Annotated in this window: 17 protein-coding genes; 5 read left to right on the top strand and 12 right to left on the bottom strand. The window is 33.8% G+C overall.

The genetic code is table 11. The annotated features are described in order from the left end of the window. Positions 1–33: 33 nt before the first annotated feature. Entirely contained in the window at positions 34–3,519 is a 3,486-nt protein-coding gene (locus AC4FQ5_RS05905) for a glycosyltransferase family 117 protein (protein ID WP_491141560.1), read from the bottom strand. Positions 3,520–3,742: 223 nt separating this feature from the next. On the opposite strand from AC4FQ5_RS05905, the gene AC4FQ5_RS05900 reads away from it, so the two are divergent. From AC4FQ5_RS05900 to AC4FQ5_RS05890, 3 genes are all read left to right on the top strand, one after another. Next, positions 3,743–4,780, top strand: a complete 1,038-nt coding sequence (locus AC4FQ5_RS05900; protein WP_162089074.1) for a PLP-dependent cysteine synthase family protein — start codon at positions 3,743–3,745, stop codon at positions 4,778–4,780. Positions 4,781–4,853: 73 nt separating this feature from the next. Beyond that, positions 4,854–6,116: an aminotransferase class I/II-fold pyridoxal phosphate-dependent enzyme gene (locus AC4FQ5_RS05895; RefSeq protein WP_491141559.1), complete on the top strand. Its 1,263-nt coding sequence runs from the start codon at positions 4,854–4,856 to the stop codon at positions 6,114–6,116. Positions 6,117–6,332: 216 nt separating this feature from the next. Further along, complete coding sequence (locus tag AC4FQ5_RS05890; RefSeq protein WP_491141558.1) at positions 6,333–8,525, top strand: B12-binding domain-containing radical SAM protein; 2,193 nt, start codon at positions 6,333–6,335, stop codon at positions 8,523–8,525. A gap of 262 nt (positions 8,526–8,787) precedes the next feature. On the opposite strand, the gene AC4FQ5_RS05885 is transcribed toward AC4FQ5_RS05890, so the two are convergent. The 3 genes from AC4FQ5_RS05885 to atpD all read right to left on the bottom strand — a co-directional run bounded on the left by AC4FQ5_RS05885 (position 8,788) and on the right by atpD (position 11,577). Beyond that, on the bottom strand, positions 8,788–9,618 hold the full coding sequence (locus tag AC4FQ5_RS05885; RefSeq protein WP_491141557.1) for a hypothetical protein: 831 nt from the start codon (positions 9,616–9,618) through the stop codon (positions 8,788–8,790). A gap of 79 nt (positions 9,619–9,697) precedes the next feature. After that, positions 9,698–9,979 carry a FoF1 ATP synthase subunit delta/epsilon gene (locus AC4FQ5_RS05880; protein WP_491141556.1) on the bottom strand — a complete coding sequence of 94 codons (282 nt, stop codon included), beginning with the start codon at positions 9,977–9,979 and terminating at the stop codon, positions 9,698–9,700. Between the two features lie 89 nt (positions 9,980–10,068). Next, positions 10,069–11,577, bottom strand: a complete 1,509-nt coding sequence (gene atpD / locus AC4FQ5_RS05875; protein ID WP_491141849.1) for a F0F1 ATP synthase subunit beta — start codon at positions 11,575–11,577, stop codon at positions 10,069–10,071. Between the two features lie 208 nt (positions 11,578–11,785). On the opposite strand from atpD, the gene AC4FQ5_RS05870 reads away from it, so the two are divergent. Then, positions 11,786–12,706 (top strand): bifunctional riboflavin kinase/FAD synthetase, encoded by a 921-nt coding sequence (locus AC4FQ5_RS05870; protein ID WP_491141555.1) that lies wholly within the window; start codon positions 11,786–11,788, stop codon positions 12,704–12,706. Positions 12,707–12,739: 33 nt separating this feature from the next. On the opposite strand, the gene AC4FQ5_RS05865 is transcribed toward AC4FQ5_RS05870, so the two are convergent. The 3 genes from AC4FQ5_RS05865 to AC4FQ5_RS05855 form a co-directional block, all read right to left on the bottom strand. Then, positions 12,740–13,603 (bottom strand): GLPGLI family protein, encoded by an 864-nt coding sequence (locus AC4FQ5_RS05865; RefSeq protein WP_491141554.1) that lies wholly within the window; start codon positions 13,601–13,603, stop codon positions 12,740–12,742. A gap of 66 nt (positions 13,604–13,669) precedes the next feature. Further along, entirely contained in the window at positions 13,670–13,870 is a 201-nt protein-coding gene (locus AC4FQ5_RS05860) for a bacteriocin-like protein (protein WP_491141553.1), read from the bottom strand. Between the two features lie 223 nt (positions 13,871–14,093). Continuing rightward, positions 14,094–14,447, bottom strand: a complete 354-nt coding sequence (locus AC4FQ5_RS05855; protein ID WP_491141552.1) for an MmcQ/YjbR family DNA-binding protein — start codon at positions 14,445–14,447, stop codon at positions 14,094–14,096. Between the two features lie 132 nt (positions 14,448–14,579). On the opposite strand from AC4FQ5_RS05855, the gene AC4FQ5_RS05850 reads away from it, so the two are divergent. Then, a complete protein-coding gene (locus AC4FQ5_RS05850) occupies positions 14,580–15,236 on the top strand; it encodes an NAD(P)H-binding protein (protein ID WP_491141551.1) in 657 nt (218 codons plus the stop codon). 87 nt (positions 15,237–15,323) lie between these two features. On the opposite strand, the gene AC4FQ5_RS05845 is transcribed toward AC4FQ5_RS05850, so the two are convergent. The 5 genes from AC4FQ5_RS05845 to AC4FQ5_RS05825 all read right to left on the bottom strand — a co-directional run bounded on the left by AC4FQ5_RS05845 (position 15,324) and on the right by AC4FQ5_RS05825 (position 21,929). After that, complete coding sequence (locus AC4FQ5_RS05845) at positions 15,324–15,902, bottom strand: glutathione peroxidase (RefSeq protein ID WP_491141550.1); 579 nt, start codon at positions 15,900–15,902, stop codon at positions 15,324–15,326. Positions 15,903–15,958: 56 nt separating this feature from the next. Continuing rightward, positions 15,959–16,621 (bottom strand): histidine kinase, encoded by a 663-nt coding sequence (locus AC4FQ5_RS05840; protein WP_491141549.1) that lies wholly within the window; start codon positions 16,619–16,621, stop codon positions 15,959–15,961. Between the two features lie 154 nt (positions 16,622–16,775). Then, on the bottom strand, positions 16,776–17,498 hold the full coding sequence (kdsB, locus tag AC4FQ5_RS05835; RefSeq protein WP_491141548.1) for a 3-deoxy-manno-octulosonate cytidylyltransferase: 723 nt from the start codon (positions 17,496–17,498) through the stop codon (positions 16,776–16,778). Between the two features lie 222 nt (positions 17,499–17,720). Then, positions 17,721–20,582 (bottom strand): DUF2135 domain-containing protein, encoded by a 2,862-nt coding sequence (locus AC4FQ5_RS05830; protein WP_491141547.1) that lies wholly within the window; start codon positions 20,580–20,582, stop codon positions 17,721–17,723. A 21-nt stretch (positions 20,583–20,603) separates the two neighbouring features. Next, a complete protein-coding gene (locus AC4FQ5_RS05825) occupies positions 20,604–21,929 on the bottom strand; it encodes a S1 family peptidase (RefSeq protein WP_491141546.1) in 1,326 nt (441 codons plus the stop codon). Positions 21,930–21,999: the final 70 nt, after the last annotated feature.

Raw genomic sequence — 21,999 nt, 5'->3', positions numbered from 1 at the left:
GAAGTCCCGTTTTAAAGTATTTGAAAATAAAATTTACTGTGTTGCTTTAATGATCGAATTGGTAATCTGATCTTCTTTTTCTTTCGAATAGGTAGAATCAAAAGGTTCCATCACATCAAATAAATACTGATAAAAAGGAGTGATTTTCTGTACATTTTCAGATTCTTTCATCGCCTTTTCTTTACCCATCTGCTGAAGATCTTTTATGAAAACATTGAATTTCTTATCAATTGGCTCAATAGATTTCACCAAATAAGCATAAGCTTTCTGATCCTGACCGATCTTTTTGTAAGCATCTGTTACTGAAGAAACTACAAGAGAATATTCCATTGGTTTTGATCCCATCTGTCTCCTTACAAATCTCTGATCAGCTTTGCTTAGGGTTAAATAGTAATCATACTCCTCGAAAATTCCTTTTTTAAGAATCTCAGCCAGCTTTAATGCTTTTTGCTCCTGACCGGCAACGATATAACCATAAACCATTGAGCTTAAAGAACGTGGATCATTATATTTTTCTGCAGGTATTTCTTTTGAAGCTAAATCTAAGATTTCTAATGCTTTTCCTTTTTGTCCTGATAATGCTAAAGCTGCCGCCGCTCTACTCGCAGAACTTCTGTAGCTTACAATATTTGAAGTTGCTGTTTCATCAAAATGAACGTTCAGATCTTTGAAATTCCCCCATTTGAAATTTTTAACGACATTATATAAGGAATTTGCATCTACTCTACCCATTTCACCATCGCTGCTTCTCGGTGTTTTAATAGGAACCAATCTGTAGCTGAAACCATCAAACTGAAGATATTCATCCAAGAAGAAAATATTTTCACTGTCATAAACTCCGCCTGAAGAAAAATTAATTGGACGTTTCCAGTCAAAATTTGCTAAAATATCAAACATCATCAGGTTATTTTTATATAACGTTCCTGACTTGTAGGTAATCATAATCTGATCAACCGCATTTGGAACATCAGAAGGATTGATGATTCCTGATTTTACTGCATTTTGTTTATTTACAGGTAAAATAAATTTGTTTACAGGCAGGAAATTATATTTCTCATAACGTGCTTCACCAAAAATCATTTTTAAAACTTCATCTTTTTCCGGAGATTTAACTTTAAGGAAATTTACAGCATCTTTCAATGTCATAGAATCCTGTACAAGGTATTTCTCAAATGGTTTAAGCATTTGCTCCGGTGCTCCGGATTCTTTAAGATTGCTTAAAACTCCCTCCCAATCTTCTTTTTTCATCAGGTAGATCTGGTCATTCACACCGTCTCTGTAATCTTCATGTGTAAGTTGACTTGGGATAGGATTGGCATTGTAGGTTTTTCTCTTTACCTGATCAATATTCCAAGGCGTTGAGAGAAGGGTAAAGTTCACTACTTTCACATCATCACGGAATCTTTCGGTTTCCTGCATTGCCCAAACCGGATAGGTATCGTTATCACCATATACAAAAAGAATGTCTTCTTTAGGTAAAGATTTTAACATTGAGTATGAATAATCATATGCAGTATATCTTCCGCTTCTGTCATGTACATTATAATTCTGGAAGCCCATCATCAAAGGAATTCCCAATAAAACAACACCAAAACCAATGTTTGCAGCATTTGATTTTACTTTAGACTGCAAATACCAGAGAATCGCTCCTGCTCCGAGACCTATCCAAATTGCAAAGGCATAGAAGGAACCGACAACTGCGTAATCTCTTTCCCTTGGCTCAAAAGGTTTCATTCCTGTGTAGAAAACAATTCCGACACTTGTTAATACGAATAATGAAAGAAGTGCATAAAATCTTCCAAAATCTCTCATAAACTGGAAGTAACATCCGATAATTCCTAATAATAACGGTAAAAAGAAGAATGCTACAGTGCTTTCATTTTTGAATTTTGCTGGCATTGCATCCTGACTTCCCAATAAGGTATTGTCAATAGCAGGAATTCCTGAAATCCAGTTTCCTCTTGTGTTTTCGCTGTTTCCTTCAAGATCATTTTGTCTTCCTGAGAAATTCCACAATAGATATCTTATAAAATAATATCCGTTTTGGAACGTGATAAAATAATCCATATTCTGAGCAAAAGAAGGTCGCTGAACGGTAATCAGTTCATATGGTTTTACCTTTAAATAATCTGATGCCGTTATACTTCCGTCTTCATATTTCCCTCTTAATTCGTCAAAAATTTCTTTAGCCTGAGGATCATCTGCAATCTCTTCATTAGCATAATTAAACTGAAAATCGGGTGCTCCATACATCGAAATGTAATTTGCCATCACATCTTTATCTTCGCTGAACATTCTCGGCATCAAACTCACATGTGCAGGATTGAAAACATAATTGAAACGGTCGCCTGTTTTTCTGTAGGTTCCTAATTTCTCATCTTTTTCGTAGATCTCTCCTGTTTTATTTGTTTTAAAACTTCCGTCCTCATTTTTTTCAATTCCGCTGTTGTCAAGAAAAGCGGTGTAGTTTTGTCCGTAAATTGTCGGCCAGTCACCGTATTGCTCTCTGTTATAATAATCAAGCATACCAATAGCAGTATCGGGATCATTTAAGTTCATTGGCGGATTTGCATTTGCTCTGATCGGAATTACCATCCAACAAGAGAAACCAATCATCATATAGACCACTGACAAAGCAATCGTCTGATAAATATTTTTCTTTGCCTGTCTCGCATATTTTAGAATGAAATAACATATCGCAACCAAAATAACGAAACCTGCGATCGTTCCGGAGTGGAAAGGAAGACCCACCCCATTCACAAAGAATATTTCAAGCTTTCCGAATAATGACATGATTACAGGGAAAATAATCTTAAAAACAATAATTAAAATTCCTAAAGTAATTGCATTTGCCCAAAGGAAATTCTTCCACGTAAATTCATAATTTCTTGCATAATATACTAAGCAAACTGCCGGAATTGCCAACATACACATCATGTGAACGCCCACAGAAAGTCCAACAATAAAGAAAATTAAAATAATCCAACGCTCATTGTCAGATTCTTTATATTCATTTTCCCACTTTGTGATCAGCCAGACCAGAATGGCAATAAACAAAGAAGCCATCGAGTAAACTTCTCCTTCTACCGCCGAAAACCAGAAAGTATCTGACCATGTAAAACAGAGAGAGCCAATCACTCCGGCAAAAAGAATAGCGATTTCCTGATGTTTGGTAACTTCCTCGAAATCTTTGTTGAGAAGTCTTCTTACGAAATGGGTAATCGTCCAGAACAAAAACAAGATTGTAAATGCGCTGAATAATGCAGACATTGCATTGATTACCACAGAATAATTTTCACCTTTTCCAAATGCAAAAATAGCAGCAACGGCTCCCACAATCTGGAACAAAGCTGCTCCCGGTGCGTGTGTCACTTCTAATTTTACGGCTGAAGAAATGTACTCACCGCAATCCCAAAAACTGAAGTTGGGTTCTATCGTTGACAAGTACGTGAAAAATGCAATGACGAAAATCACCCATCCGAGAAGGGTGTTCCATTGCCTAAAAGTCCAGTTTTTCATAGTATAAAATCAATTAGTGCGAAAATAAGGTTTTTACTTCATTTTATATAGATTTTAACAAAATTTAAAAAACTGGCGTACTTTTTGTGAGCGTTTCGGGGCTGTTATAATGTACTTAAAAGAGATAATTTTACTTTCAGCACTTATAATTTCTGAAAAGTTTAAAAATTATTTATTTTTTTGTATTTTTGCGGTCAGATTTTTATTTGAAAAATAACAAATAATGAGTAATGTTTACGATAATATTCTTGGCTTGATTGGGAACACCCCTTTAGTGAAACTTAATACAGTAACTAAAGAGATTCCTGCTAAAGTTTATGCCAAGTTAGAATCATATAATCCTGGACATTCCACAAAAGATAGAATCGCACTTCATATTATTGAAAACGCTGAGAAAAAAGGTTTATTAAAGGAAGATTCTGTAGTTGTAGAAACGACTTCCGGAAATACAGGTTTTTCGCTTGCCATGGTTTGTATCATCAAAGGGTACAAATGTATTCTTGCCGTAAGTGACAAAACAAAAGCTGAAAAAATAGCTTATCTGAAAGCTCTTGGCGCTACAGTATATATATGTCCTGCGAATGTACCTGCGAATGACCCGAGATCATATTATGAAGTAGCAAAGAGAATTGCTGCCGAAACCCCAAATTCTGTTTATATCAATCAGTATTTTAATGAATTGAATGTTGATGCCCATTATCAGACTACCGGTCCTGAGATTTGGGAACAGACAGAAGGGAAAATTACCCATCTTTTTGCATGTACAGGAACTGGCGGAACATTATCCGGCTCTGCAAAATTCTTGAAAGAGAAAAATCCAAATATTAAAATCATCGGTGTAGATGCTGACGGATCTATATTGAAAAGTTATCACGAAACCGGAGAAATTCATAAAGAAGACGTGCATCCTTACCAGATTGAAGGTATGGGGAAAAATTTGATTCCTTCTGCCCTTCTTTTTGATAAAGTGGATGAATTTGTGAGAGTAAATGATGAAATGTCTGCGTACAGAACCCGTGAAATTGCTTTGAAAGAAGCGATCATGGGAGGTTACACAACAGGAGCCGTTACTCAGGGATTGATTCAATATGCACAGTCTCATGAACTGACTGAAAATGATTTCGTTGTCATGATTTATCCTGATCACGGTTCACGTTACATTACAAAAGTGTACAGCGACAAATGGATGGAAGAGCAAGGATTCATCAACAACTGCTTTCACAATTACGATGAAGTTTTCAAAACAGAATTCATCAAATAAGAAAAATAAATTAATATAAATCAAGCCTTTAGTACATTACAAAAGGCTTTTTTACATAAAACATACTCATACAATGGTAGATATTTTTGAAAGAATAAAACAAAATCCTGGTCCGTTAGGTCAGTTTGCAGATTATGCAGAAGGATATTTTGTATTCCCAAAACTGGAAGGTCCGATTGGTCCGAGAATGAAATTTCAGGGTAAAGATGTAATTTTCTGGAGTGCCAATGATTATTTAGGATTGTGTAATCATCCTGAAGTTTTAGAAGCCGATGCAAAAGCAGCTGCCGAATTCGGAATGTTTTATCCGATGGGGGCAAGAGCAATGTCAGGTGAAACTCAACAGCACCAGCAATTGGAAAAAGAATTGGCAGAGTTTACTCAAAAAGATGCTGCCTATCTTTTGAATTTCGGTTATCAGGGAATGGTTTCTTGTATCGATGCATTGGTGACAAGACATGACGTGATTGTTTATGATGCGGATTCTCACGCTTGTATCGTTGATGGAGTTCGTCTTCATATGGGAAAAAGTTTTACTTTCAAACATAATGACATTGAGAGTTTAGAAAAAAACTTAGCAAGAGCAACTAAAGTTGCCGAAGAAAATGGTGGCGGAATTTTAGTGATTACGGAAGGTGTTTTCGGAATGAGAGGAATGCAGGGAAAACTGAAAGAAATCTGTGATTTAAAATCTAAATTCAATTTCAGGCTTTTGGTTGATGATGCACACGGTTTCGGAACTTTGGGTAAAACCGGAGCCGGAGCTGGTGAAGAGCAAGGATGTCAGGATCAGATTGATGTCTATTTTTCAACTTTTGCTAAATCAATGGCTGGTTTCGGAGCATTCCTTGCAGGAGATGAAACGATTATCAGATTCTTGAAATACAATCTTCGTTCTCAGATTTTTGCAAAATCTCTAACAATGCCAATGGTAATCGGAGGTTTGAAAAGATTAGAACTTTTAAGAACACGTCCTGAAATTAAAGCTAAATTGTGGGAAAACGTCAATAAACTTCAAAACGGATTAAAAGAAAGAGGATTTAATCTTGGAAATACAAACACTTGTGTAACACCTGTTTTTATTCAGGGAACTACGATTGAAGCAACTCTTTTAGCAAAAGATTTAAGAGAAAATTACGGAGTATTCACATCAGTTGTTGTATATCCTGTGATTCCAAAAGGAATGATTTTATTAAGATTAATTCCTACCGCTTCACATACAGATTCAGAAATTAATGAAACTTTGGCAGCTTTTGAAGGCATCAAAGAAAAATTAGAATCTGGAGTTTACGCAGAAATGGAAAAACAAATGAACATCGAGTACAAACAAATGTAATTTGATTTTCAATTAAATATATATGAACCGTTAGAATTTCTAGCGGTTTTTTTATGCCACGAATACAAATATTTTCTTTTTTGCGACCACTAAATAAATTTGTGCATTCGTGGCAATAAATATTAAAATTTAAATTTCAATATTTATTTTTTTCTAAATCATTCAAAAACTTTCTTCCTTTTCCATTTAAACCCATAAATTTGCAAAAAATTACTTTTGAAAGATCTTCTTCTTATTACTCCACCTTTCACGCAACTCAATACTCCTTATCCGGCGACAGCTTATATCAAAGGTTTTCTGAATACCAAAAATATATCAAGCTATCAGATCGATTTGGGGATTGAAGTGATTTTGGAATTATTCTCAAAAGAAGGAATTCAAAAAATTTTTGCGAAAGAAATTGATTTAAAAAATACATCTGAAAACTCACAGAGAATTTTTGCTTTACGAGATGAGTATATTAAAACCATCGATCAGGTTATTCTTTTTTTACAAAATAGAAACCCGACTTTAGCGAGACAAATTTGTTCGATGAATTTTCTGCCCGAAGCTTCCCGTTTCAATCAGCTGGATGATATGGAATTTGCTTTTGGAAATATGGGTTTACAAGATAAAGCTAAACATCTGGCTACTTTATATTTAGAAGATTTATCTGATTATATAGTTGAACACGTCGATTCTGATTTTGGTTTTAGCAGATATGCAGAAAGATTAGGAAAATCTGCCAATTCTTTTGACGAATTGTATGCTAAACTAAATTCAAATCAAACCTTTATTGATGACATCACTTTAAAAATTCTTCACGAAAAACTGGAATTGGTTCAGCCAAAATTGGTCTGTTTTTCAGTTCCGTTTCCCGGAAATTTATATTCTGCTTTTCGGTCTGCAAAATTTATCAAGGAAAATTATCCACATATTAAAATTGCGATGGGCGGAGGTTTTCCAAATACTGAATTGCGGGAGGTGAAAGACAAAAGAGTTTTTGAATTTTTTGATTTTATTACTTTGGATGATGGAGAAGTTCCTCTTGAATTACTGTATAAAACTATAACTAATCCGTTGGCTGAGCGTGTCGAAGCCAAACGAACTTTTTTACTTGAAAACGATAAAGTTATTTACAAAAACAATTCAACGAAACACGATTACAAACAGGCACAAGTCGGAACACCTGACTACACTGATTTACAGTTAGATCAATATATTTCAGTGATTGAAATTGCCAATCCGATGCACAGTTTATGGAGCGACGGAAGATGGAACAAACTGACTATGGCGCATGGTTGCTATTGGGGAAAATGTACTTTTTGCGATATTTCTTTAGATTATATAAAAACTTACGAACCTATTTCTGCCAAAGTTCTGGTTGATAGAATGGAAGAATTGATTGTAACAACTGGCGAAACAGGATTTCATTTTGTGGATGAAGCGGCTCCACCGGCTTTGATGCGTCAAGTTGCTTTAGAAATTTTACGTAGAAATCTCGTGGTAACGTGGTGGACGAATATTAGATTTGAAAAAAGTTTTACCAAAGATTTATGTTTTCTCTTAAAACTTTCCGGTTGTGTTGCAGTTTCCGGAGGATTGGAAGTGGCAAGTGACCGATTGTTAAAATTAATCGATAAAGGAATTTCCGTAGAGCAGGTTGCTCAGGTAACAAGAAATTTTACGGAAGCCGGAGTGATGATTCATGCGTATCTGATGTATGGCTACCCGACTCAGACGATTCAGGAAACGGTGGATTCTCTGGAAATGGTTCGTCAGCTTTTTGAAATGGGAATTCTGCAAAGTGCTTTTTGGCATCAGTTTGCGATGACTGCCCATTCACCTGTCGGATTAAATCCTGAAGAATTTGGAGTCACCCCGATCAAACAGGAAATTTTATTCGCCAACAACGATATCGATTTTACAGACAAAACCGGAATCGATCATAGTAAATTTAGTTTTGGTTTAAAAAAATCTCTGTTCAATTATATGCACGGAATCAATTTTGAATTGCCGTTGCAAAACTGGTTTGATTTTAAAATTCCAAAAACGACGATTCATCCGGATTATATTCACGATTCACTTTTGGAAGAGGAAAATTTCATATTCAAAGGAAATTCAAAAATTATTTTTCTGGAGAAAAACGTAATCGCTGAGAATTACATAAAAACAAAAAAACAAAACTCTTGGTCGTATAAGAGAATTACGTTCCATTTAAAAACCAATATTGTTTCTGTAGATTTTGAACAGGAAAAAGGAGAATGGCTAATCAAAGTTTTGCAGGAAAATACTTTTGAGAATCCGAAACGGATTACTTTACAGCAATTGAAAACAGATTTTGAAAATAGCTTTGAAGATTTTGAATTATTTTGGTTTTCAAAACCGATGCAGCAGCTTAAAGAAAATGGAGTGATTTTGAATTTGTGATTTTTTAGTTTTAATTTTTAATTTTTAATTTTTAATTTTTAATTTTTAATTTTTAAAATTATAAATAATGTTTGTCATTCCGTGGGAATCTCAGCAGTTATTTCTAATAAATAAGTTTAGATTCCTACGGAATAACAAACTAACTGTTAATAAAATATATATAAAATAAAAATCCTGAAAATAATTTTTCAGGATTTTTTTATGTTTTGGCTAAATTTTTTTTTGATAAATGGGCTAAAGCCCAATATCAGTTTCAGAAAATTTACTTCTTATCTTTTTCTACTCCATCTTTCACAACCTCACCCACAATTACTTTTTCCTGAATTTTTATAAAATTCGGATCTAAAATTGCCATGCGCTCTGCGATTGCTTTATATGTTGGATATTTTAGAATCGATGCTCTTCCCGACATTTCTCTGTATAGTGTAAAAGTTTTTCCGCCCGCAGTTTTGATCTGTTTTGTCGTCGTGATATATTTTCCGATATATTTGCTTTTCGCATCATAAATTTCAATGTCGATAAAAGTTTTGTCTGTAACACGATCATCAGAACCGAAACTTACAGGCAAATTAGTAAAATATCCGACAGGAACTCCATTGCTTAAAATCTCACCAACGCTGTTGACTTCAAGATTTAATTTATCGATTTTTGTCCGAGTCGAGTAAGCTTCCTTAGTTTTAGAGTCAAGTTTTCGTTTAGGCATATTTTTAAAAAGTTCGTCTAAATTTTTGATGTTGATTCCTCTTTCATCAATAATTTTTAAACCTTTTATACAGGTATATACCGCAGATTTCTCATCACCCGAAAATGCAGATGGTGATATATAATCTACATCTAAAGTTTTCTCGCGGTTGTAAACACGGTTAATTTTTACATAACTGTCTCGTACTGAATCTACAACACTTTTATCAACAAATTCAACAGTAAAAATTGGGGTTTCCTTTAAATCCATAAATGTGTATTCATTAGATTTATTGGAAATTTTGGCTACATGAGTTCCGTCGAGACTTATAATTCCTCTTTTTGTTTTAATAATTTGGGCATTCAATAAAAAACTCAGAACTGTAAAAAATAGAATTAAACTTTTCTGCATGAATCGGATTTTACAAGGCATAAAAAAAGTGTAACAAAGTTACACTTTCTTGAAAATATATTTAGCTTTTCACATTTAATTATTCGCAAAGGATAATTCCTTTATCATGATTAAATTCTATTACACCGCTTTTTATAGAATAAGAAAAAACAGAGTCTTTTTCGTTTTCTTTCGTAAAGTGTTTTGCGTAAGATTCGTTGATAGAATTTGTATACAATTTCACTTTACCACCGACTAATGAAGAAACGATTCCTGCGTGGTTTTTCATGATGTGGAATTCACCATTTTTTCCAGGCAGCAATACAGAGTTTACTTCTCCCTCAAAAACTACGTATTCTGGTGTTAAAATTTTTATATTCATTTTAATTTAGATTTGAAGATTTCAGAATTCAGATTTCAGACATAAAAGTCTCATGTCTAGAATCTGACATCTTGTGTCTAATTAATTTATTATGCGTTGTCCGCTAACATTTTTTGTCCTGCTTCGATAGCCTCTTCGATAGTTCCTTTCAAGTTGAAAGCAGCTTCTGGTAAGTGATCCAACTCACCATCCATAATCATGTTAAATCCTTTGATGGTATCTTTGATGTCTACCAATGATCCCGGAATACCTGTAAACTGTTCAGCTACGTGGAAAGGCTGAGATAAGAATCTCTGAACTTTTCTAGCACGGTAAACAACTGATTTATCTTCTTCAGAAAGTTCTTCCATCCCTAAGATTGCGATGATATCCTGAAGAGCTTTGTATCTCTGAAGAATTTCTTTTACTCTCTGGGCACAGTTATAATGTTCTTCACCGATGATTTCCGGAGCCAGGATTCTTGACGTTGAAGCCAATGGATCTACAGCAGGATAAATACCTAATGAAGCAATTTTTCTATCTAATACAGTTGTTGCATCTAAGTGAGCAAACGTTGTAGCAGGAGCCGGGTCAGTTAAATCATCCGCAGGTACGTAAACCGCCTGTACTGAAGTAATTGAACCATTTTTAGTTGAAGTAATTCTTTCCTGCATCGCACCCATTTCAGATGCCAATGTTGGTTGGTAACCTACCGCAGAAGGCATACGACCAAGAAGTGCAGATACCTCAGAACCAGCCTGTGTGAAACGGAAGATGTTGTCTACGAAGAAAAGTACGTCTCTACCTTGTCCGCTTTCTCCACCGTCTCTGTAGTACTCAGCTAATGTAAGACCAGAAAGTGCTACTCTTGCTCTTGCTCCTGGTGGCTCATTCATTTGTCCGAAAACGAATGCAGCTTTTGAATCTTTCATAACCTCAAGGTCAACTTTAGAAAGATCCCAACCACCGTTTTCCATAGAGTGCATGAAATCATCACCGTATTTAATAATACCTGATTCCAGCATTTCTCTCAAAAGGTCATTTCCTTCTCTCGTTCTTTCACCTACTCCGGCAAAAACAGAAAGACCACCGTGTCCTTTTGCAATATTATTAATCAACTCCTGAATCAATACTGTTTTACCAACACCGGCACCACCGAACAATCCAATTTTACCTCCCTTTGCGTAAGGCTCAACTAAGTCGATTACTTTAATACCTGTGAATAAAACTTCTGCAGAAGTTGAAAGTTGATCAAATTTCGGAGCTGGTCTGTGAATTGGAAGACCACCTTCCTTAGAAATATTTTGAAGCCCGTCGATAGCATCCCCAACAACGTTGAATAGTCTTCCGTTTACAGCTTCACCGATAGGCATCATGATAGGATTACCATATCCTATAACTTCCTGCCCTCTTTGAAGACCGTCTGTAGCATCCATTGCGATACATCTTACTGTATCTTCACCAATATGCTGCTCTACTTCTAAGACTACTTTTTCACCGTTTCCTTTAGTAATCTCCAACGCATCATAAATACTGGGAATTGCTTCCACATTATTAAAAACTACATCGATTACAGGACCAATAATTTGAGAAATTTTTCCTTTAATTTGGTTTGCCATTGCTAAATTTTTTCTTGGTGCAAATATAATGAATCTTGACAAACCTGCAATTGCTAAAAAAAAGATTTTTATCATGCTTTTTTAAACAATTTAGCAATATACCAATGCAGTAAATTACCGGTCATTTTGATGCTGAAAAACATTGGCAAATTGTCATATCGATACATTGTTACATTATACTTATATTTGCTGTCAAAATTTTTCCGTTTTGAATATCTTCAGAAATTTTAATGATTATCACTCAGAAAAGCCTCTAGCATTGTCTTTAGGTATGTTTGACGGCGTACATCTTGGTCATAAGTACATTATCGACGAGTTGAAAAAGGTGGGTTCTGAAAACGATTTAGAAACGGCAATTCTAACTTTCTGGCCACATCCGAGATTTGTTTTTAATCCGAATGAAGATTTAAAACTTCTCAACACAATTGAGGAAAAGAAATTTTTGATGGAAAAATATACCATCAATAATTTATTTGTAAAAGAGTTTGATGATGAGTTCAGAAACCTTACCGGTGAAGAATTTGTACGTCAAATTTTGATTGATCAATTAAATGTAAAATATCTGATCATCGGCTACGACCATTCTTTCGGGAAAAATAAAAGCGGAAATTTTGAATTGCTTCAAAAATTATCAAAAGAACTTGATTTTGAAGTCGAACAAATGGAAGCTATTAATATTCATGAAAACAATATCAGTTCTACGAAAGTGAGAAATGCTCTTTTGAATGGAAATATTAAGGAAGCCAATGAAATGCTGGGTTACTTCTACTCTGTTTCCGGAATGGTTGTTCATGGGAAGAAGTTGGGCAGAACTATCGGGTATCCTACTGCCAATATCGAAACAGAATCAATCAAACTTTTACCTAAGAAAGGCGCTTACATTGTTGAAGTTGAAGTAAATGATCAACAGTATAAAGGAATGCTAAGCATCGGAACAAACCCGACTGTAAACGGTGAAAAATTAACGGTTGAAGTTTACATTCTTGATTTTAACGAAGATATTTATGATAAAAAGATCACTGTGAAATTCAGAGATTTTCTTCATGAAGAAATTAAATTTGAAGGTCTTGAAAAATTAGTTGAAAGATTAGATGAAGATAAAAGATTAACCGAGAATTTTGCGTTTTAAAAATAAAATTAGAATTACAAATCCTTCTTATTTTTAATCTTCTAATTCTATCGGATTTTCATATTTTTTGTTTTCTTCAATTGCTTTTTCTCTCTCCTTTTCTCTTTGTCTTAACATTTCCTGTCCTTGTATAATTGTAGTTCCATAACTTGCAAGTACGGCGGCGGCATTTGCATCAGCATTTCTGACTGCTTGTTTCAATTTCCGCTGTGTTGTTTCTACAGCTTCTGTAAATCGGTTTTTTTTAATATTAATTAATTTACCTTTCAATTTTGAATCTGATACAGATTTCACCAATTCGAAATCAAATTCTCCTTTGTCATCTGTTATTTTTACAATTAATCCTGGTAATCCACTAAATTTATATGGACCATAAGGAAATGGGATTTCCGGTGAATACCACGCAATCCAGTTTCTTCCTTTAGAGGTAATTTCTGCTTTTTTACAATTGATGGTATTGATTACTTTTGTTTCATCCATAAGTTTCCAATTTTTCTTAGTAGGCTCTTTATAGGTAAGTAGTGACATACCTGCCAATCTAAAATATTGTACATTCTCATTCGATTGTATTATGGTAAAAGATAAATCTGTTTTAGGAATTACTACTCCTTCTTTCCAACCAAGAGTTGTACTACCATCGGAATTGTTTGTCGATGTTCCAGAATTCGCCATTACAGAATCACCCTCCAGCGATATAGCACTCACAAAAAACGCACGATTATCAGATATTTGTAATGAAAAAAGTTCTTCGTGCCTATTATCAGTTCTTGTGTCGAATTTACCTTTAAACTGATAAGTAAATTCACCCCGCAAAGTATCATTTTTATATGATTGAGCAAAAGATAAAATACTATATAATAAAACGAATAGTTGGAATAGTTTTTTATAATAATGCATAAATAGTTTGATAAAAGCACTTATAGTATGTTAATTTAAACCATAAGTGCTTAGATTAAGATTAATTTATGCAAGACTATTACTCTGTGAAGCAGGTTTACAGTAATATGCTTCAAGCTTTTCAAGCCAATCATTTGCTTGTCCCATATCCCAATCTTGTGTTGTAGTAGCTTGTACTCCGCAAGAAGTTTCTGCAAACCAAACTGTTTTTTCTCCTGCCTTCACTGTTTTAAGTTCATTTCGAGATAATTTTTTAAAATTTTTCATTGTAAATAAATTTTTTAATTAAATAATAAATTTGTGTTTAAACTTTTTTGCGCATCATGTTTAACGCTTCAAAGAAAAAAAATAAAAGTGATAGTCACAATAGCAATTATCACTTTTTATTGATAAATTTATTATGTTAAATAACTAATTATATGAGAGTTATATTTAAATACAAGTCACAAGTGAATAAAAATAATCAGATTATATTGAATGAAAAATAACTTTAAGAATTTTCAATTTCCTCTTTCGCTTTCTTTGTTAAAGATTTAAACACCAGATCATAAGACTGATCGATCATTTTTAAGATAAGTTCTCTTCTTAAACCGTCGACTGCTACCGAATTCCAATGTGTTTTATTCATATGAAAAGCTCCTTTGATTTGCGGATATTGCTCCCGAAGTTCGGCGCTCCATTCAGGATCGGTTTTTACATTGATGATTAGGGGTTGTCTTTCTAATGACATTAAGAGAAACATTTTTGTTCCGACTTTCATCACAAGTGTTTCCTGATCAAAAGGAAAACTTTCTTTAACGCCTTTTTTTGAAAGGCAATAATCTAAAATTTGGTTGGCATCCATTTAGTATGAGTAATTGGTAGTATGTAATGATCAATTTTAAGAAGATTAAATTATTTATGTTTTAATCTTCATAATTCTATCAAATTTAGTAAATTTAAGAAGGAAAATACCAACACAAAAATCACATTTATTATGAAAGCTTTGGTAATCGGTGCTACAGGTGCTACAGGGAAAGATTTGGTAAAACAACTGTTGAATGATAAAGACTTTGAGGAAGTAAATATTTTTGTGAGAAAACCTCTCAATCTTCAAAATGATAAACTTAAAGTGCATGTTGTCAACTTTGAAAAACCTGAAGAATGGAAAATTTTCGTAAAAGGTGATGTTGCCTTCTCTTGTCTGGGAACAACTCTCAAAGACGCCGGAAGTAAAGAAGCTCAGAAAAAAGTCGACTTTGATTATCAGTATGAATTTGCAAAAGCTGCCAAAGAAAATAATGTGGATGATTACATTTTGGTTTCAGCTTACGGAGCCAGCCCTAAGTCTAAAATTTTCTATTCTAAAATGAAAGGTGAGCTAGAAGAGGCTGTAAAACAACTCCACTTTAATAAAATCACTATTTTCAAACCAGGAATGTTGGAAAGAAAAGATTCTGAACGAACCGGGGAAGTTTTAGGAAGTAGAATCATAAAATTTGCTAATAAACTCGGACTTTTTGAAAGTCAGAAACCTCTTCCTACAGAGGTTTTGGCTAAAGCAATGGTGAATTCTTCAAAAATAAAAAGCAATGGCTACTCCAGTATAAAATTGGGCAATATTTTTGGATTTGCTGAGAAAAGCAGTAGCTGATTTGTAATGATCAATTTTTATAGAAAAAATAACTCCGCTCAGAAAATTTCTAAGCGGAGTTGATTTTTATTTATTACAAAAGATTTTCTACTGCAAATACTTAGTAATCGCTTTATCAGTCGGTTTTGTAGTACTGATAAAGGTATCGACTAATTTTCCGTTTTCATCAATTAAGAACTTTGTAAAATTCCATAAAATGGTTGTATTTTTCACTCCGTTAAGTTCTTTCTCTGTTAAATATTTAAAGATTGGTGCGGTATCATCGCCTTTTACAGAAACTTTTGCTGCTAATGGAAATGTAACGCCATAATTTTTCTGACAGAAAGCTCCGATTTCAACGTTGGTTCCCGGTTCCTGTCCGCCAAAATTATTCGCCGGAAAACCCACAACCACCAATTTATCTTTATACTCATTTGATAACTTCTCAAGATCAGCATATTGAGGGGTAAAACCACATTCTGAAGCGGTGTTTACGATTAAAATTTTCTTTCCTTTGAAATCTGCAAAATTGATCTCTTTTCCTTCTTCCAAAGCGTCAACTTTGTAATCGTAAATTGTTTTTCCCATAAGTTCTTTACTTTTAGCCTTAGATACATTGTTTTTCTTCTGAGCACAACTGTTAAAAAATGCCACGAAAGAAAGTAGTATTAAAAAGATTTTTTTCATTTTATAGACTTTTAATTGCAGCTCTGCTGCGTTATTTGATTATACTAAAATTAGATTTAAAACTTAAAAACATTTGCAGGAAAAGCTTTGTTAATTTCCACTTTATTAAGAAGCATTACAAAATCTCCGTCTTTTTTAGCACTTGAAGATTCGATTCTGAAAGGCATTAATAGATTTCCTACCTTTTTATAATCAGAATATATCAGTGTTTCCTCTCTCTTCACTTCCTTCAAAAGCATATAGGTTTTGGTATCGAAGTAATACAAATTTTTGTTCACATTTTTCGTAAGTTCTACTTTATGACAGTAGATATCTCCTACTTTTTCTTTTCCTAAATATTTTGCTGCAAAACCTTTATTTTCCCAATCGATAAAATCATTATCAAAACTTTCCGGAATATATTCTCCATACACCTGAAGTTTATTGGTTGCATAGTTCATTGCATACCCCTTTGCTCCATCATAACCCTCAATAGCAGTTTCTTTACCATTGATTGTAAGAACCGTTTTTGTAAGATTCGGGCGCTGTTGATAAATTTTAATAGGATATTCATCCTTCACTCCTAAAATTACTTTCCCTTGAAGTAATACTGAATTTAAAAGCTTCCAACTTGTTAATCCTCCGGACAATTCTATGTTTTTATCAATGATTTCTTTTGCTGTCTGCGCAAAAGAAAGTTGCGAAAATATCAGGACGAGTACTAAGAGTAATTTCTTCATTCAATCAATTTATAAATTCAAATATAAGCCTTTCTTTGCTAATGTAACAATGTAAAAATCTAAGGGTGCAACAAAATGTTCAATTTTGTACTATATTGGTTTTTGCAGGATTCTTTTACCTTAAACATTAAACTTTTAACATTACACTTGGCTCTTACAGTAACTTTCTTGCTTTTTCCAGATCTTCCGGAGTGTCGATTCCTACTCCTACAAAACTGGTTTCTATTAATTTGATTTTCATGCCATATTCAAGATACCGGATGCATTCTATTTTTTCTGAAATTTCCAGAGGTTTCATTTCCAGTTTTGAGAACTGAAGTAAAGCATGTTTTCTGAAAGCGTAAACTCCAATGTGTTTAAAATAACTGATGTCATAAGAAATTTCTCTGTGAAAAGGAATCACAGAACGGCTGAAATACAAAGCAAAACCGTTATTATCTGTAATTACTTTTACGTTATTCGGATTTTCAATCTCTTCTTTTTCAATCAGTTGTATTTTCAGAGATGCTAACGAAATTTCCTGATTATCATCTTGCTTAAAAACTTCAATCAGTTGATTCAGCGGTTCTAATTTAAGAAAAGGTTCATCACCCTGTACATTGATTACGATATCGCAATCGATGTTCTGAACAGCTTCTGCGATTCGGTCGCTTCCAGTTTCATGTTGACCTGTCATTACTGCTTTTCCGCCATTATTTTCAATTTCTTCAAAAATAATTTCAGAATCAGTTGCCACAAAAACTTCATCAAACAAACCAGTTTCCACTACATTCTGATAAGTGGTCGTAATCACAGTTTTTTCACCTAGAATCTGCATCAGTTTTCCGGGAAAACGGCTTGCTTCATAACGTGCGGGAATGACGGCAATAATTTTCATATATTTTCTTTACTTTCTAATTAAAACTTAACTTGTACAAAAGACGAATTGTTTGCAGCCCGACTTGAGCGGAGCTCTTTTTGCTGTAACGAAGTGAAGGCAAAAAAGCGGGAGCGGAAGGCGGACAAAGCTGCCATAAAAATAAAACGGCTCATGAATTTTGCCTTAAACTTCCATAAAAAATGCCGAAGTACAAATCTTCGGCAATTTATATGATTTTTTCTAAAACTCAAATTCTCCTATGAGAATTTTGCTATCACTTTCACGTTTATTTTCTTTCTGACTCTGGAAAACTGCAATTTTTCGTTCCTGTCTCCCGTCTGAATAGTAGAGATAAACTTCTGCCATCACGGTTGTAGGTCCCGAAAGCATATTTTGTCTTTCGCCAAAAAAATTGGTTTTGATTTTATACTTTCCTTTGACTGCTTTTTTCAGTAAAAACTGTTCCGGACCAAAACCTTGTGTAAAATCGTTGCTCAATCTTCCGCCAATTTGTGTAGATTTGTGACCGTAAGAACAATCTTCTCCACGAGGATCTGTTACCCAAAGATCAATGTCTGTATTGTCTTTGTTCCAATTGATTACGACACGAATATCAACCGGAAGATCAGCTTTCAGACGATCATCAATCTTACTTCCGTCAACATTTTTATTTTGTTTCAAGATATTGTTGATTTCCATGATCAGAATTTCTTCAATTCCGTTGTCTCTTACCGAAATTTCATCAGTAAATTCCTGATACAATAAAGATTTATAAACATTCAGAGCTTCTTGTGGTCTTCTATTATCAACCAAAGCTAAGGCATAATCTCTGTGACTTTGAGAATCAAAAGGTCTCCATTCCAGAATTTTCTGCGTGATCCAAAGTTCTTTATCATAATGACCGCGCTGTTTCAGAAGGTAATAGATGGTTTTATATAATTCTTCGTTTTCTAAATCTAGCTCAGCCAATGTACTTAAAACTTTCAATGAGAGTGCTTTATCTCCCTTTTTGAAAAGCAATTTAGAAATATCAAAATAATAAGAAACCTGCTTTTCGTATTTTGAACGGTTTTCAAGATATTTTTGATAAATTACTTCAGCAGATTGCAAATTTTGAAAATCTTTCATGTATTCTTCCTTGCTTTCAACATCAACTAAGGTGATTTTACCTGTTGGCTTTGATTCAGCTTCTAATTTTCTCCCAGAGTTTACAACATCAATTGCTTCGTCTGCAACCTCTTCCATTGGAGCAGCGTTTTTTGATACACTATTATATCCTACAACAACAATATCTTCTATTTGAGTATCTCTTACCGATTGATTAGAAATTTTTGGATATTTTTTCTCTTCTGAAGGTTTAAATTCTGTATTCCACCAAGTTTTTAATTCTTTGGTTTTGTCAAAAGCTTTAGACAATAGATTTCTTCGCTGTTCTAAAACTCTTCCTTTATTCTGAGAAACAATTTTTTGATATTCAGCTTGCAATTCTTGTGGCGGACTGATTTTGTACCGTACATAATCATTAATATCTTCCAAGACGATAAGACTTGTGTTTTTACTCACTACACCAAATTGTTCGCTGATATTTTTTATTTCATTTCTGTTTTGGGTAGAATTCAGTTCCAGTTCATTGATTTTTCTCTGAGCCCAAAACTGAGCAATCTGCCAATTTTCAACCTGAGAACCTGCATTAAAATCTACAGGAACTTCATATTTATTATTTCCGATAGAAAAAACAGCAGTCAGTTTTCCCAAATTTGCTAATGAAATTCCGAAAATATTGACAGGCTCATTAACCGCAGAACCAATTGTCGGAAATACATCCTGAATCACCAGATTTTCTTTAAATCCTAAAAACTTTACGGGAAGTTTTTTGTATGTTTTTAAAGCTGAATCTATATCTAATTCATTTAAATTGATAAAATTTCCGCCAGATTGTGAAGATAAAAGTTTTAAAGTATTGAAATCTGAAGTCGGTGTACTTGAAATACTATTGATCGGTCTTTTGAATTTTATTGAAAGATCTCCAAAATTTGAAATTCCGTCAGAAAATAAAAGATATTCTTCAACATTCAGAATTTCTTTTAAAGCTCCGAAATCAGTTCCACCATCGTATTTTATATTCAGAATTTTTCTTTTCAGTTCGCTCCAGTTTCCTGATGTTATTGTAAATTCTTCTGTCTTCTCTAAAGTATTATTTAATAAAACAAAAGACACCGAAACATCTTTATTATCAGCAAAATACGCAGTTAGAAAATCAAGTTCTTTATCTCGATTTCTTTTTGATCCGCTAAAAGAATTGTCCCAAATAATGGCGATTTTTTGAGATTTTGGTTTTTCTTTTACAGGAAAATTCATTGCAATACTTGCTGCAAAATAAGATTTGTTATCCGAAGCTTTCTGAAATAGCACATTCGCAGATTGGTTCGTCTTCGGAATTGTTATTTTAAGACTTTCATGAGGCGTGAAATTGTCTTTATGAATTTCTGCAATCCATTGATTTCCCTGTTTCTGAAAAGAAAAATTCCCATCAGGATTTTCTAAAATTTTCGGAACCGAAGTATTCTCATGAATCAAAACATTCAAACTAAATTTCGGAATGGTCGTTGCGTTGGCAAAGCTTAAAAAATACTGATAATCAGAAACTAAATTCTTCAGTTCCTGATGATAAGTAATCTGAACTGTTCTGCTTCCGTTCTGTGGAATCGGATAAATTCTCGTTCTGAAATTATTTCCTTCCACTTTCTCGATAATTCCGGGATCTACATTTCGTCTCTCAACGCTTTCAAAAACTTCTTTTGCTCTTTCTTTCGGAACAGGAACTGCGTTTCTGAGTTTTCCATTAATATCTAAAGCGTATCCACTCACAGAAACTCCTTCCGGAAGAGGAAAAGTTAGTTTCCCTTCTAAAATTCTGCTGCTTGGATTGTAAAAAGTGTATGTTGCGGTTGTTGTTGCAAGATTTCCCAAAATTTTAGTGTCGATTTTTGCTTCCTGCAAAATGACAGAATGTTTTTTCTGATTTTCAATTTCCAAAGTGGGAATCTGTGAAAAAACTGCACTGAAAATCATTAATGCACAGATGTTTAAAATTTTATTCATATAAAAAATGTGTTTCTTATTTTAATTATTAGATTTTATTTCAGCAACATGAGTTTTAAAGACAGTGTGAATTTGTTTAGCAACAATCCCGAAATTAAATCCCTGAATCTCATCTACTCCACTGAAATTAACAGCAATCAATTGACCGCAATTATTAAAAACTGGCGCGCCGCTTGCCCCGTGTGTGGAAGTAATACTGTACTGAATTTTATTTCCGTCTGATTCTTTACTTATTTGTCCGTTGTAAAGCTGGACTTTAATTCCCGAATTGGTCTGCGCCAAATCTACACCGAGAGGATAACCGATCATAATCGCCTTTTCACCCGGCTTTAATGACTTATCGTCGATTATCATATTATCCAGATTAATAATATTAATAACACTTTCAGGAGTTTTTTTGTCAAGAAGCTGTAATATTCCCAAATCAATATTTGCATCATCCGAGATTTTAACAATATCACAATTCAGCCATTCTTCATTGGAATCATGCAATGCTACAGAAATATTAATTGTTTTCATATACACTTCAATATTTTCTTCAGAAATATATTCTTTTTGAGGAATTGAAGCTGCAATATCCATCACCGCAGTTGTAGAATCTATTTGAGAATCGGAAGAAGCTACAAATTCTTCTCCGGAATTATTTTCTGTTTCTTCGTCATTTTCAACATACTCACCTTCTTCTTCTTGATTTGCACTTGCATTTTCCCAATTTCGGAGAATAAAACTTTCGTAATCGTCTTCGGAAACATCTGTAGTAAGGATTGATGCAATTTTCATCCTCATATTTGAAATGTTGGTTTGAATCTTTTCGTTTTGTGCGTCATTGGAACTCCATGGTTGCAAAACATGAGTGTTTGTCAGAAGAGAACCTTCTCTATCAATAAAAAAACCTGTTCCATAAATGGTTTCTTCCATAGCTTCCGGAACTGTAAGTTGAAATTCTTTTCCGTTTATTTTCGCAAAATAGCCGTATTGATGTTTGACCAGCACCACTGCATCTTTGTAAGCATCATAAACTTTGGTATCTGTATCGAGGCATTGGTTTATTTCAACAGGAATTTCCTTCTGTTTCATATATTTATATCCAAAAAAAGATGCAGATCCGAGAATAATAACACTTCCTAAAGCATAAAATGCAATTTTGTAGGGGTTTTTCTTTTTAGTTTCAATTGGTTGAGAAACCTGATTTGTTCCTTCGGTTACAGGAATTTTTTCTTCAGAATCAATTTTAGAATTTTCCGCAAGAGAATGTGCAGATTCGGAAAAATAATATTGATTCTGAGGGGTTTCACCGTGGGGCTGAGAATCCAACCCATTGTTGGAATCATTTTTTTCGTTGTTCATTTGTGTTAATTAAGTTAAAAAAATGTTGACTCTAATGAAAGAATCAACATTTTATAAAATTAAAAAAAAA

The organism is Chryseobacterium sp. DT-167 (genome assembly GCF_058310155.1).
This window is presented reverse-complemented; position numbering and strand designations above follow the sequence as displayed.

Coding starts and splice junctions, on each gene's coding strand:
- kdsB (WP_491141548.1), bottom strand. CDS start 17,498: ATGAAAATTATTGCCGTCATTCCCGCACGTTATGAAGCAAGCCGTTTT.
- AC4FQ5_RS05905 (WP_491141560.1), bottom strand. CDS start 3,519: ATGAAAAACTGGACTTTTAGGCAATGGAACACCCTTCTCGGATGGGTG.
- AC4FQ5_RS05865 (WP_491141554.1), bottom strand. CDS start 13,603: ATGCATTATTATAAAAAACTATTCCAACTATTCGTTTTATTATATAGT.
- AC4FQ5_RS05855 (WP_491141552.1), bottom strand. CDS start 14,447: ATGGATGCCAACCAAATTTTAGATTATTGCCTTTCAAAAAAAGGCGTT.
- AC4FQ5_RS05845 (WP_491141550.1), bottom strand. CDS start 15,902: ATGAAAAAAATCTTTTTAATACTACTTTCTTTCGTGGCATTTTTTAAC.
- AC4FQ5_RS05850 (WP_491141551.1), top strand. CDS start 14,580: ATGAAAGCTTTGGTAATCGGTGCTACAGGTGCTACAGGGAAAGATTTG.
- AC4FQ5_RS05830 (WP_491141547.1), bottom strand. CDS start 20,582: ATGAATAAAATTTTAAACATCTGTGCATTAATGATTTTCAGTGCAGTT.
- atpD (WP_491141849.1), bottom strand. CDS start 11,577: ATGGCAAACCAAATTAAAGGAAAAATTTCTCAAATTATTGGTCCTGTA.
- AC4FQ5_RS05885 (WP_491141557.1), bottom strand. CDS start 9,618: ATGCAGAAAAGTTTAATTCTATTTTTTACAGTTCTGAGTTTTTTATTG.
- AC4FQ5_RS05825 (WP_491141546.1), bottom strand. CDS start 21,929: ATGAACAACGAAAAAAATGATTCCAACAATGGGTTGGATTCTCAGCCC.
- AC4FQ5_RS05895 (WP_491141559.1), top strand. CDS start 4,854: ATGGTAGATATTTTTGAAAGAATAAAACAAAATCCTGGTCCGTTAGGT.
- AC4FQ5_RS05880 (WP_491141556.1), bottom strand. CDS start 9,979: ATGAATATAAAAATTTTAACACCAGAATACGTAGTTTTTGAGGGAGAA.
- AC4FQ5_RS05900 (WP_162089074.1), top strand. CDS start 3,743: ATGAGTAATGTTTACGATAATATTCTTGGCTTGATTGGGAACACCCCT.
- AC4FQ5_RS05860 (WP_491141553.1), bottom strand. CDS start 13,870: ATGAAAAATTTTAAAAAATTATCTCGAAATGAACTTAAAACAGTGAAG.
- AC4FQ5_RS05840 (WP_491141549.1), bottom strand. CDS start 16,621: ATGAAGAAATTACTCTTAGTACTCGTCCTGATATTTTCGCAACTTTCT.